Source organism: Photobacterium rosenbergii (assembly GCF_003026455.1).
Lineage (GTDB): Bacteria > Pseudomonadota > Gammaproteobacteria > Enterobacterales > Vibrionaceae > Photobacterium > Photobacterium rosenbergii.
The window spans coordinates 81,462-94,687 of sequence record NZ_PYMB01000007.1; the positions used below are offsets into that span (position 1 = coordinate 81,462).

The following is a 13,226-nucleotide window of genomic DNA, read 5'->3' on the forward strand; positions in this document are numbered from 1 at the left end:
ATAGTTACCTCAGTCAGTTCTGCAAGCAAAAACATAATTAATGGGGAAGTAATATGATTGAGGTACATTGGTCGCTAGCAGCAATGTTAGGCGTTAGTCAGTTTGTCCTGTGGGTGAAAATTGGTCTTTTCGGTCGCTTCTTCTCTTGGGTAGACCGCTGTTGCCAAGGTGTCGCCAAAAACATGTTCCGCGTTCTTTACGTAAGAATGCGCCCAACCAGCAAAGCAACAATGCAGCCAACAGAGTTGCCATACATCCTACGGGGCAAGCCAGCCTCGATGCATTTGGGAAGCTATATCCAAATGCAAAATGAGCGAGCAGCTAGAAAGAATTAAAAAAAGCCCCGTAAGGGGCTTTTTACATTGCAGGATTTATTATAATGCTGCGTGTGCATCGAAATAGATCCATTAAAAAGCCCCTTGTGGGGCTTTTCGTTTTTCTGAGGTGCCAACTGAGATTTAACTTTTCACAGTCCGGCGGCGCTTCATTTGGATTTCCAACTGCGGGCTGGCTATCTGGATACCATGGTGATTGAACTTTTGCTTGATACGGTTGTGCAGGTCGTGTGTCAGGCTCAGGCGGTGGGCTGTTTCTGCCGCATAGGCCCTGACTTCGAAATTCTGGCTGTCGGTTGTCAGCGTTAGGAAGAAGACTTCAGGTGCCGGGTTATCCAGTACCAACTCACACTCTTCAGCCGCCTCGAACAATAGCTTGGTGACCAAATCCGTATTGGCCGAGTAATTCACGCTGATCGATAAAGTGACACGGGTGATAGGGTCGGATAGCGACCAGTTGATGAATTGCTCCGTCACGAAGGCCTTGTTTGGAACAATCACTTCTTTACGGTCGAAATCGACAATGGTTGTTGCACGGGTATTGATTTTGGCAATTATCCCGGTCAGGTTTCGAATGGTCACCGTATCTCCAATCCGTATTGGCCTTTCAAACAGGATGATTAAGCCGGAGATAAAGTTGGCAAAGATTTCCTGCAAGCCGAAACCGAGGCCGACACCCAGTGCCGCAACCAGCCATTGCATTTTCGACCAGTCAAAGCCGACCATGCTCGAGCCAATCAATATCCCCATGGTAATTGCAATATAACGGGTTAGTGAGGTAATGGCGTAGCCAGTACCCGGAGACAGGTCAAGGTGTTGGAGGATCAACAGTTCCATTGCGCCGGGCAAGTCGCGGGCAAAGATTCCCGTTAACCAGAAAGCCAAGAACCCCAGTAACACGCTGCTCACCGATATCGCACTCAGTTCGTCGATACCATCGATTGTATTGGTCACATCCCACAAGGTGAGATCACCAAGGTAGGAGATAGCCTGGTAGAAATCGGCCCATACCGTCGAGAGGAAAGCGAGGTAAATCAGCAACAGCAAGGTGCGTAGCAAGCGCAGCGACTGAGCGCTGATTTTATCGAGATCGACTTCCGGCTCTTCAATCTCGATTTGCATTTCATTGCTACCATGGTGCTCATCCTTATCATCCTCCATCTCGGCGATACGTTGGGCAATGATTTCCTGACGTTTGGCCTTGGCGCGTTCAAATGCCAAGCGACGTTTCTGGATCAGCATCAAGCGCTTGACGAGGTAGTAAATCAATATGGTGACTACCCCGAGAACAGCAGAGTACTCCAGCTTGTGCATCACATCCTGAGAGGAGGATAGGTAGCCGTTTAGCGCGGTATAGTTGAGCCCCTGTGGGATCAAAATCAGGGTCCACCAGAATACATGGTGGCCGATATGTGCTTTGCCTTCGGGAAGATCACCGTAAGTCATTGGCAGTTTTTCTTGGCACATCCGCCACAAGAAATAACTGATGGATAAATTGCTGATGATAAACGCCAGTCTGCCAAGGGTCGCATTCACATCAATATCACTATAGAGGTGGGCAAATTGCTGGATCACCATCATTGGCAGGTAAACCCATAGCAGCCGCTTGTAGTGGGTGAAGCAGCGGCCGATGAGATCCTCTTCCCAACCGAAATGGCTGATGAGCAAACCGTTTGGGCGCACTATCTCACGCATGAAGCAGAACATCACAAGCGCCATCGGGATGGTGAGCGCTTGCCCAAGGTGATGGACGAACGGGTACTGCCAACCACTGGAGAAAATCAGCCCGACTAGCCCGACGATAACCGGGATTGGCCATGCCAGCAAAAATGAGAAAAAAACATTGCTGTAGCTATAGCGGAATTTATCTTGGGTGACTTTTCCGATTTTCTTGCTGGTATCGCTAAGGAAGCGCTTCCAGTATTTGCGGCACCAGTTTAGGCCAAGGATGATCACCGCAATAATGGTCAGGGCGAATGCCAGTTTGACCTTATCGGCAACAGCCGGGAATTTGACGAAACCAATCCATTGGTAGGGTGAAAAGAACCATTTGAGTTTTTCCCATGTGGCAATCACAAACCTGACACTGACTGGGTTGGTATCCGGTGCCCAGAATAATTGTTTGTTAGCTGAGGTTTGCAGCTCGTTAAGGTTGCTGTTGAGCTGCTCGTAGGACACTTTGAGTGTTGCTTGCTGGTAGATCAAGGTGTCGGTTTGGTCGATGAGCTTTTCAAGCAGGATTTGGTTAGCTTCAATCAGTGCCGTTTCCTGCAGTAGTTGCTCTTCAGTCAGCCCCTCGGTGCCGGGCGCAGATGCTCTATCCCGAAGGGCATCTGAAAGTTGTTGGTATTCATATTTTTTTATCTGGTTTTGGGCAATGTCCTTGTCCAGTTGCTCGATGGGTGGGTTGGCAGGCAAGCGGCTGATGCGGGTCCGGAGGTTTTCACTGAATGCAGGACTGAGTTTGAGCCACTCTGCCATGGTTTCCAAATCATCGGCAGTATTGTCGACTTCACGGATTTGCTTGCGGGTAGCCGTCAGGCTTTGTTGCACCTGCTCACTCTGGGTGGTAATCGCTTTTAAGGCAGCAATATAGCGTTTGTTGTTGATAGTCAGCTGGCGGAGGCTGTCTGGTTGCCCGTCTAAATCCAGATCAAATTGATCACTTTGCTCTGAGGAGAGGTCTGTATCTAGGCGCTGCTGGCGCGAGAGTTCCCGCTGTAAGTTATTGCGGTACGCTTGCCTTGCATCTACTTGCAGGTTTTGTAGTTGGATACGCTGTTTGACCAATGTGCGGCGGTTGCCAGCACTGAGTTGCTCTGCCTCGAGCATATACAACTCGCTGACATAGTATTGATGAGAGATCTGATGGACCAATTGTTGGTTCTTGGCATCTGGCTGGTTTTCGATTTGGCGCAGGGCTTGCTCTTCTTGTTTGATCAAGTCGCGCAGTTGGGTTGAGCGAACAGAGAATTCATCGATCCCTTTTTCTATCGAACCCAGTTCATCCTTGCTGTTGTTGCGGCTTTGTTCCAGCTGTTTGATCTGGGTATCTTGCTCTTTGATGGTATCGCTCAGTTCTTTCTGCGACATATTGCTAAAGTCGGGGAACTTGGTGGTCGCAAAGTTATCGACTTGTTGCCTGAGCCTTTCTGTGAGTTCCGGGAACTCTTCAATCAATTGGCGGTAGCTCTGGGTCTTGTCATCAAACCCCATCGCTTTTTCAATCATCCCCTTGGCATTTTGCAGGGTATCCAGCTCTTTGACGATTTCAGGTGTATTCTCTTGTGCCCTGAGCTGTTGGATCTGTTCATCCAAGGTTTGGTTCCAGACATCATAATGCCCTTCGAGCGCATGGCTGTAGGTAGATGTAAGGCTCAGCACCAAAAAGGTGAAAGCGGAAAATAGCCGGACGATCATAACACTCCAAAATACAAGGCACCCAGAGGCGAATTGGCTCGTTGGGTTAAAATGGCCTGAGAGATAATAGGTTGATAATACGTGTTAAATTGTAGTGTATAACATCCTTGATAGATATCTGGATGAGTGGTTTGCTGGACATTGAAACAATTTGGCCTATTCCTCACCAGTCAAAAAAAGATTTCGGCAAAACACTTGACCCTGATACGCTAAGTGATTACATTAGCCGCCGTTGAGACGCAAGGCGTCAAAACAACAATGTGGTGAGGTGTCCGAGTGGCTGAAGGAGCACGCCTGGAAAGTGTGTATACGGCAACGTATCGAGGGTTCGAATCCCTCCCTCACCGCCATCATCCTTTGCGGTGATACAATTCGGAGAGATGGCTGAGTGGTTGAAAGCACCGGTCTTGAAAACCGGCATACGTTAATAGCGTATCTAGGGTTCAAATCCCTATCTCTCCGCCACATTCAGAAAAAGCCCAGCAGCAATGCTGGGCTTTTTCGTATCTGGAGCAATGAGGAGCAGACCCTAGAAACTAGTTCCTAGAAGGTTCGAGGCCTAGGAACTCGCATCCAGGATCTAGGATCTTTACCCCTCCCTCACCCGTACCTCATCCAGCATCATCTGCAGTTCAGAGACACAGCTTCCGCAGCCTGTGCCTGCTTGGGTTGCCTTGCCTATGTCTTTCACCGAGCAACAAGATTGAGTACGAATCGCTTTTTCAATGGTTTTAACGCCGACTTGCTTACATGCGCATACCAGTCGGCCATTTTGGTGTTCTGGCGGGGTTTTGCCGGTGAATAAAGCCTGCACCAGCGGGTCTGATAACGGTCGGCCAATTAGGGTGTACAAATAGTCATAATCTTTTTCATTAAAGCTGTTTGTGTCGATGGGGCTTTGCAAGTTGTCGCTGACGATAAAGGCCGTTTCAATCAGGCCCCCTTTGAATAGGGCAAAGCGACTTTCAGGCTCAGCTTCAATATTGATACGTTGCTGACCTGTGGCTTCATCCTTTATGAGGCATTGTGCTAACAAGTGGTGCAACTTCGCTGGTGATTGCTGGGATGTGATCCGGAGTAAGTAACCTTTGTGAGTTCGTTGGTTTGTCCAGTGCTCTTGGTCGCTCAGTAGGGTAGCGACATCTTTTCTTTGGCTGATCAACAAGGCTTCACTGGTATAAGGCGACGGCTCGATATTGACCGCTGTTGCCTTGAACTCAGGTTGGCCGGAGAGTGGGTCACGGTGCTGTGCAATCAAGGTGTCGGCCTTTCCCATGCTTGTGTTGCAATCATTCCAGTGGAACGGAGCAAACACTTGGCCTTGTTGGCACTCATTACTGATTTGGGCGCGCAGTAAGATGCTACCTTGCTCGCTTGAAACTTTGACCAAATCACCCTGTTTGACCGATAACTGCTTGGCATCTTGCCGCGACAGATCGAGGTAGGGCTCACTGAGGTGCTCGCTGAGTCGGGATGATAGGCCGGTTCGGGTCATGGTGTGCCATTGATCCCTGATCCGCCCGGTATTGAGTATAAAGGGGTAGCGCTCTGATATTGCCATGGCTGGAGGCCGGTGATCGGTTGCAATAAACTGCGCCTTCCCCGACGGAGTGGCAAACTCACCATTGGCAAATAAACGGGCTGTGGACTGGTTATACTCTATGACTGGCCATTGCTGTGGTGCCATGTGGTGATATTGCCGGGTACTGAGGTTGGCAAGTCCGTGGAGGCTGAGTGGGCGAGTGAGTGGGGCAACATCACTAAACGGTGTGTACTTTTCCTGGCCCAAAGCGGTCATTTGGGCATATTCACGGAATATATCGGCCTCGTTTTGGTAGTTGAAGGCATTGCCGAACCCCATTTTCTTAGCGACTTCGCTGATGATCCACCAGTCGGGTTTGGCTTCTCCTGGTGAGGGGAGCAGGCGTCTCTGACGCGAAATACGTCTTTCAGAATTGGTCACCGTCCCGGATTTCTCGCTCCAGCCTTGCGCAGGTAACACCACATCTGCATGGCGGAGGGTATCAGTATCGGCCACACAATCTGACACGACCACATAGGGGCAGTTGGCCAAAATAGTGTTGATCCTTTCACTATCAGGCAGGCTGACTGCAGGGTTAGTCGCCATGACCCAAATGGCCTTGATTTTCCCACTCTCAACGGCATTGAACATGTCGATGGCTTTGAGGCCCGGCGATGTCGCAAGGTTGTCGGTCTGCCAAAACTCGCGGATTTGCTGGGTATGGTCAGGGTTATCAAAGTCCATATGGGCGGCTAGCATATTGGCTAACCCGCCGACTTCTCGCCCTCCCATGGCGTTGGGTTGACCGGTGACCGAGAAAGGTGTGCTGCCGGGTTTGCCGACCCTACCGGTTGCCAAATGGCAGTTGAGGATGCTGTTGACCTTGTTGGTGCCGGATGTGGACTGGTTAACGCCCTGAGAGTATACGGTGACAGTTTTATCGGTGGTGGCAAAGAGTTGGTAAAAGGCGAGGATCTGCGCTTTTTCAAGTCCTGTAACGGCCTGTACTGACTCAATATCACCAAAGCGGAAGGCAGATGCCAGCGCTAAATCCAACCCGTCAGTCGACGACTCAATGTAGTTGTAATCAACGGCATGGTTTTCACTCAGGTAAGCCAGTAAGCCGTTAAACAGGGCAATGTCACTGCCCGGTTGGATGGGAAGGTGCAAATCGGCGATATCGCAGGTGGGGGTACTGCGTGGATCGATGACGATGATCTTGCATTGCCGCTTAGCCTTAGCCTCCCGAATTCGCTGGAATAGGACAGGGTGGCACCACGCGAGGTTGGATCCGGTCAACACGATGAGATCGGCCAGTTCGAGATCTTCATAGCAACCCGGTACTATGTCGGCCCCAAATGCCCGCTTATGCCCAGCAACGCTCGATGACATACACAACCGAGAGTTGGTATCGATATTGGCACTACCGATAAAGCCTTTCATCAGTTTGTTGGCGACATAGTAATCCTCGGTGAGCAGTTGCCCCGATACATAGAAAGCCACCGCATCTTTGCCATATTTTTTGATAATGTCATTGAAGTTGCTGGCAACATCAGCAATAGCGTCTTCCCAGCAAACTTCTTGATAGCTGAACTGATGCTTGATTTTCGGTGTTAGCAATCGCCCTTCGATGCCAACAGTTTCCCCCAGAGCCAGTCCTTTCGAACACAGCCTGCCAAAGTTGGCTGGGTGTGATTTATCCCCACGAACTTCCAACGTTCCATTGCTGTTTGCCCTGGCTTCAATGCCACAGCCTACCCCACAGTAGGCACAGGTTGACTTAATCCAAGTACTGTCTTTTTGGCTCACCTGTCATTCTCCTTGGCCTTGAAATCTATTACCAGATGACTGAGCAATAACTAGGCCAGCTTTCCCTATGCTTTCCTGATGTCTTGGTTTGGATTATGTATCTTTAATTTCGCCTAATGCTGATATTTTGTTTTGTATCTAACCCTAAAGTGGTAGTTGTGCTTATATGAAATGCTGTTTGTCTGACTATTTTGGTGCAGGTCTGCGCTTTTGTTGCACGGCGACTGGGCAGTCCATCAAACTGTGCCGGGGACTATTTCATACGAATCATTCTTGATAGTTGCTTTTTACATTTAAATAACAATGCGTTATGCGCTTTGCTAGGAGCCTGTGATACAGGCTGGCATCGTCTTTGCTCTAACCAGATAAGAGATTTCAAGGATATGGACGAGTAGGAGATGTATGCCAACGATAAGAGAACGGACAGGCGTTAACTCGCCAAGGCGCTATCTTAGCGGTGCCTGTGGGCCATCAGGGCGAAAGGTAGGAAAAGTAGAATTGGTAGGCGCTGGTCCGGGTGACCCTATGCTGCTGACATTAAGGGCAATGCAAAGCATTGAGCAGGCCGATGTGATTGTTTATGACCGGCTTGTCAGTAAAGAGATACGAGCTTGTTTTCCGGCTACCACCCAGACGCTTTATGTCGGCAAAGCAAAAGGGGAGCACAGTGTCAGCCAGGAAGCGATTAATGAACTTCTGGTGGAGTTGGCATGGCAGGGCAAAACAGTATGCCGGTTAAAAGGGGGGGATGCCTTTATCTTTGGTCGGGGCAGTGAAGAAATGTTGGTATTAAAAGCTGCCGAGGTACCGGTAGAAGTCGTACCGGGGATCACTGCTGCTGCCGGTTGCACCAGTTATGCCGGGATCCCTCTTACCCATCGGGGATACTCGCAAGGTTGTACCTTTGTTACCGGTCATGCCGAGCAGTCACTCGATCTTAACTGGCAAGCTCTGGCACAGCTTGAACACACCTTGGTGTTCTATATGGGAGTCACAAAATCAACCCTGATCAGGGACAAGCTGCTGGCTGGTGGAGCCGCCCCTACAACCCCTGTCGCCTTGGTTGAGAAAGGATGCTGCCCTGAACAACGCACAGTCACAGGACAGTTACAACATTTGCCTGAGCTAGTAGAACGGCATCAAGTGATATCGCCAGCTTTGATTGTCGTGGGTGAGGTTGTCGCCCTATCGGAACAACTGCAATGGCTCAGCCAGGCAGCCGATCTACAGCAACAGAAACAGCTCAAGCTTTCAGCGTGAGGGTGATTGGCCTGAGGGTAATAGAAAATGAGTAGTGAAGTCAGTGGCTCAGGGGAGAGCAGAAATGGATAAGAAAAGAATTATTGTGATCGGCAATGGCATGGTCGGGCATAAGTTTATTGAAGATATCGTGGCTCAGGATACAGAGTCACAGTTTAGTGTCCTGACTTTTTCTGAAGAGCCAAGATTGGCCTATGACCGAGTACAGCTTAGTAGTTATTTTTGTGGGAAAAGCGCGCAGGATTTGGCATTGGCTAATGAATCTGATTACCAGAGAAACGGGATAACGTACCTGCTGAATGAGCAGGTTAGCGAGATAGATCTCAACGAGAAGCAGGTTGTCACCCAAAGTGGCCGGTGTGAACATTATGACAAATTGGTATTGGCTACCGGCTCATACCCTTTTGTCCCACCGATCCCGGGCAATGACCAACCGCACTGCCATGTGTACCGGACAATCGAGGATCTGGATGCGATTGCCGAGTCCGGCGAACAAAGCCAGGTGGGGGTCGTCGTTGGTGGCGGACTGCTTGGCTTGGAGGCAGCTAATGCCCTTAAGCAGTTAGGTGTTGATACCCATGTGGTGGAGTTCGCACCCCGCTTGATGGCGGTTCAACTTGATCAGGGCGGGGGTGACTTGCTGGCACGCCAGATCTCGTCTTTAGGTGTCTCGGTGCACACCGAAAAAGCCACAACTGAGATTGTTGCCGGTGAGTCCTGTCGCTACCGGATGAACTTTGCCGACGGTTCGTACCTGGAAACCGACATGATCGTGTTCTCTGCCGGGATCCGCCCGCAAGATACCTTGGCTCGGCAATGTGGCCTCGAAGTCGGGGAACGGGGCGGGATTGTGATTGATGATCATTGCCAGACCAGTGCCGAGGATGTCTATGCCATTGGTGAGTGTGCTTTGTGGCAACAGCGGGTTTTCGGTTTGGTCGCGCCGGGTTACCAAATGGCGAAGGTATTGGCAGGTCACCTCTGCCAACCAGAAGCCGGGTTGTCTTTTGTCGGTGCTGATATGAGCACCAAGCTTAAGTTGCTAGGCGTAGATGTTGCCAGTATCGGCGATGTGCATGGCTCGACACCGGGCGCGTTGTCCTATACCTACAGCGATGATTTGGAGCAGGTTTACAAGCGCTTAATTCTGTCTCCGGAAGGCGACAAGATTTTGGGTGCAGTGCTGGTAGGTGATGTCAGTAATTACCAGTCCTTGTTGCAAACCAAACTGAATGATATGCCGTTGCCTGAGAACCCTGCGGTGTTGATCTTGCCCCAGATTGAAGGAGAAGGTGCCCCGTCCGGTTTGGGGGTCGAAGCCTTGCCCGACACTGCCTCGATTTGTTCTTGCTATGACGTGACCAAGGGGCAGATCAAGCAGGCCGTGGCCAATGGCTGTAGTTCAATGGCCGATCTCAAAGCTGCGACCAAGGCATCAACCGGTTGTGGTGGTTGCTCGGCGCTGGCCAAGCAGGTGATGGATGCTGAACTGGCGGCCATGGGGGTGGAAGTCAGCAACCATATCTGTGAGCACTTTGCCTATTCCCGCCAAGAACTGGCTGATTTGGTGAGGGTGAAAAAGATCACCACCTTTGATGCCCTCCTCAACGAGTATGGCAGTGGTCTTGGCTGCGATATTTGTAAACCTGCGGTGGGCTCAATGCTGGCCTCGTACTGGAATGACTATGTACTGGCAGAGCCGCACCTCGAACTGCAGGATACCAATGATATTTTCCTCGGCAACATGCAAAAAGACGGTACTTACTCGGTAGTGCCACGCATTCCGGGTGGGGAGATCACCCCGGACAAACTCATTGTCCTTGGTGAGGTCGCCAAGCAGTTTGATCTTTATACCAAGATCACCGGTGGCCAGCGGGTCGACTTGTTTGGCGCCCAACTGCATGAATTACCAGAGATCTGGCGTATTTTGGTCGATGCCGGGTTTGAGACTGGCCATGCTTATGGTAAGTCGGTACGAACGGTGAAGTCTTGTGTCGGGAGTACTTGGTGTCGATATGGGGTGGATGACAGTGTTGGCTTTGCCATTGATCTTGAACACCGTTACAAAGGCTTGCGTGCACCGCATAAACTCAAGTTTGCGGTCTCGGGTTGTACCCGGGAGTGTGCCGAGGCCCAGTCTAAAGATATCGGCGTGATTGCAACCGAAAATGGCTGGAACTTGTATGTGTGTGGTAATGGCGGGATGCGACCCCGCCATGCGGATTTGCTAGCCAGCGACCTAGATGCCGAAACGTTGGTGCGATATGTCGATCGTTTGCTGATGTTCTATATCCGCACTGCCGATAGGCTGCAGCGTACATCGGTGTGGCTGGAGAACCTCGAAGGTGGGTTGGACTACTTGAAGAAAGTGGTGATTGACGATCACTTGGGGCTTGGCGAAGAGTTGGAACAGGAAATGGCTCGCACCTTGGGCCAATACCAGTGTGAGTGGAAAACAACCTTGGAGTCACCGGAGAAACTTGAGCGTTTTAGGCACTTTATCAACAGCGAGCAGCAGGATAGCCAGTTGGCCTATGTCACTGAGCGGGGGCAACGCCGACCAATGACCAAACAAGAAAAGGTTCAGCTACAAGCTAAGGCCAATTTAACGGCTGGCATTTCGCCCCGAGGATTCGCTGGTGAAGCCATTAATGTTATTGATATTACAAAATAAAGAGTGAGGCTAGCATGGAGCAGAAGCAAGCAGAGTGGTATACCGTGTGCCACCGTGATGCGCTGATCAGAAACTCAGGGGTTTGTGTCCTTTGGGGCCATGAGCAAGTGGCGATTTTTTACTGTCACCGTTCAGATTCCCTGTATGCTGTTGAGAACTATGATCCAATCGGTGAGGCGAATGTACTGTCTCGGGGGATTATGGGGTCAATAGGCGATGAGGTGGTGGTCGCTTCCCCTTTATACAAACAGCACTTTAATTTGCAGACAGGGCAATGCATCGAACAACCGGAAGTGAAATTGAAAACTTTTTCAGTTCGCTGTCAAGGTGAAGATGTGCAACTTAATTTATAATAAATCGGTGCTTTGAACTAAAATCACAGCTAAGGCTGTGATTTTTTTTAATTGTTTTTTAACCCTATATTTTACATTGATATTTTATGTATTGTAAGTAAGTCAATGCTGCCTTAAATGGTGTTATTTGACTCAAATTGGTGCTTAAATATTTAGCTTTGATTTATGTTGGTGCTTTGGTGGTGTTATGTATGAGTTATTTTTATTTAAGATGTTGATTTTAAATTAAATAAAAATATGGCACGGACAATGCAATAGTAATGGCAAGTCAGTATAAAAAAGGAAACACCAAGATGTCAGAAACAGGCAAGTTCAATATCTTTTCGTTTACGGGGAAAATGAAAATTCTCCATCTTAGCTGGTTTGCGTTTTTCATTACCTTTTTTGTGTGGTTCAACTTTGCGCCACTACTCCAATCGGTCAAAGCCTCACTAGGATTAACAACAGCAGAGATAAAGACCTTATTGATCCTCAATGTCGCTTTTACCATACCTGCCCGGGTTATCATCGGTATGCTCACCGATAAATATGGACCTAGATTGGTCTATTCCGCCTTGCTAGCTGTTTGTTCTATCCCTTGTTTTGTGTTCGCTTTTGCCGACAGCTTTGTTCAGGCCGCCATTGCCCGTTTTGCTCTTGGCTTTATTGGGGCCGGGTTCGTTGTCGGGATCCGCTTGGTCTCGGAATGGTTCCCGCATAATGAGCTTGGAACAGCAGAAGGTATCTACGGTGGTTGGGGTAACTTTGGCTCAGCTGCAGCAGCATTTACCCTGCCGACCGTTGCAGTCATGTTTGGTGGTGATGATGGCTGGCGATATGCCATGGCCATTACCGGGGTCATGAGCCTGCTGTTTTCTTTCGTTTTTTATAAAAACGTCACTGATACACCGAAAGGAGCAACCTATTTCAAGCCCAAGCAACTGGGCGCAATGGAAGTCACTTCGAAAGGCGACTTCTTCCTGCTGCTGTTTATGAAACTGCCGATGTATGGCGCTCTGGCACTACTGGCCTGGAAGCTTTCACCAGCCGGGATTGGCATGCTAGGTGAAAGCACTGTAGTGGCCATCTATATCGTACTGGCGGTGATCTATTGCTATGAAGTGCTGCAAGTGTGGCGCGTTAACAAAAACGTTTTTGAGAAGCCAGTACCAGAGGTACACCAATACAAGTTCAAGCAAGTCGCGATTTTAAATGTGCTGTACTTCGCCACCTTTGGCTCGGAGTTAGCTGTGGTCTCGATGCTGCCACTATTCTTCTCGGAAACCTTTGAATTAACGCCGGTGATGGCCGGTATGGTTGCATCGGCCTACGCCTTCATGAACTTGATGTCCCGCCCAGGTGGTGGTTGGATTTCAGATAAATTTGGCCGCAAGCCTACGCTGCTGATTTTGACGGCAGGACTGGCCGCAGGTTACTTCCTGATGGGGCAGGTCGATAGCAGTTGGCCGGTATGGTTGGCAGTGGTAGCCGCAATGGCCTGCTCGTTCTTCGTTCAGTCCGGTGAAGGTGCGGTATTTGCCACTGTACCTCTTATCAAGCGACGTATGACAGGGCAAATCGCTGGGATGACTGGTGCCTACGGCAATGTGGGTGCTGTGTGTTACCTCACTATTCTATCAGTAGTGGATTACAGCACCTTCTTCTATGTCATTGCAGCCACGGCAGTCATTGGCTTTATCACCTTGTTGATGATGGAAGAGCCAAGCGGGCAAATTGCCGAGGTCAATGAAGACGGTAGCATCATGATGATTGATGTTGCTAACCGCTAAGTGATTTCCGGCCTGCGGGGCACAGCCTGTCTTGCAGGCCGGAAGTGGCTGTAATTCATGAATTTAAAATCAGTGAAAGTAGGG

Annotated in this window: 7 protein-coding genes and 2 tRNA genes; 7 read left to right on the forward strand and 2 right to left on the reverse strand. The window is 49.7% G+C overall.

Going from position 1 to position 13,226, the window contains the following annotated elements; genetic code table 11:
- The first annotated feature begins 53 nt into the window (after positions 1–53).
- Positions 54–335 (forward strand): hypothetical protein, encoded by a 282-nt coding sequence (locus tag C9J01_RS16070; protein ID WP_107299152.1) that lies wholly within the window; start codon positions 54–56, stop codon positions 333–335.
- Between the two features lie 123 nt (positions 336–458).
- On the opposite strand, the gene mscM is transcribed toward C9J01_RS16070, so the two are convergent.
- Positions 459–3,755 carry a miniconductance mechanosensitive channel MscM gene (mscM, locus tag C9J01_RS16075; RefSeq protein WP_107299153.1) on the reverse strand — a complete coding sequence of 1,099 codons (3,297 nt, stop codon included), beginning with the start codon at positions 3,753–3,755 and terminating at the stop codon, positions 459–461.
- Positions 3,756–4,017: 262 nt separating this feature from the next.
- Between mscM and C9J01_RS16080 the strand changes: the two genes are divergently transcribed.
- Together C9J01_RS16080 and C9J01_RS16085 are read left to right on the forward strand one after the other, a co-directional pair.
- Positions 4,018–4,105: transfer RNA gene (locus C9J01_RS16080), tRNA-Ser, on the forward strand.
- 24 nt (positions 4,106–4,129) lie between these two features.
- Positions 4,130–4,220 (forward strand) — tRNA-Ser (locus C9J01_RS16085).
- 124 nt (positions 4,221–4,344) lie between these two features.
- Here C9J01_RS16085 and C9J01_RS16090 read toward each other — a convergent pair.
- Positions 4,345–7,086, reverse strand: coding sequence for a nitrate reductase (locus C9J01_RS16090; protein WP_107299154.1), 2,742 nt, complete (start codon positions 7,084–7,086; stop codon positions 4,345–4,347).
- Between the two features lie 402 nt (positions 7,087–7,488).
- On the opposite strand from C9J01_RS16090, the gene cobA reads away from it, so the two are divergent.
- The 4 genes from cobA to C9J01_RS16110 all read left to right on the forward strand — a co-directional run bounded on the left by cobA (position 7,489) and on the right by C9J01_RS16110 (position 13,142).
- Positions 7,489–8,346 (forward strand): uroporphyrinogen-III C-methyltransferase, encoded by an 858-nt coding sequence (gene cobA / locus C9J01_RS16095; RefSeq protein WP_107299155.1) that lies wholly within the window; start codon positions 7,489–7,491, stop codon positions 8,344–8,346.
- Positions 8,347–8,410: 64 nt separating this feature from the next.
- Positions 8,411–11,020 (forward strand): nitrite reductase large subunit NirB, encoded by a 2,610-nt coding sequence (nirB, locus tag C9J01_RS16100; protein ID WP_107299156.1) that lies wholly within the window; start codon positions 8,411–8,413, stop codon positions 11,018–11,020.
- A gap of 14 nt (positions 11,021–11,034) precedes the next feature.
- On the forward strand, positions 11,035–11,373 hold the full coding sequence (nirD, locus tag C9J01_RS16105) for a nitrite reductase small subunit NirD (RefSeq protein ID WP_107299157.1): 339 nt from the start codon (positions 11,035–11,037) through the stop codon (positions 11,371–11,373).
- Between the two features lie 293 nt (positions 11,374–11,666).
- Positions 11,667–13,142 carry a NarK family nitrate/nitrite MFS transporter gene (locus C9J01_RS16110; protein WP_107299158.1) on the forward strand — a complete coding sequence of 492 codons (1,476 nt, stop codon included), beginning with the start codon at positions 11,667–11,669 and terminating at the stop codon, positions 13,140–13,142.
- The last annotated feature ends 84 nt before the right edge of the window (positions 13,143–13,226 follow it).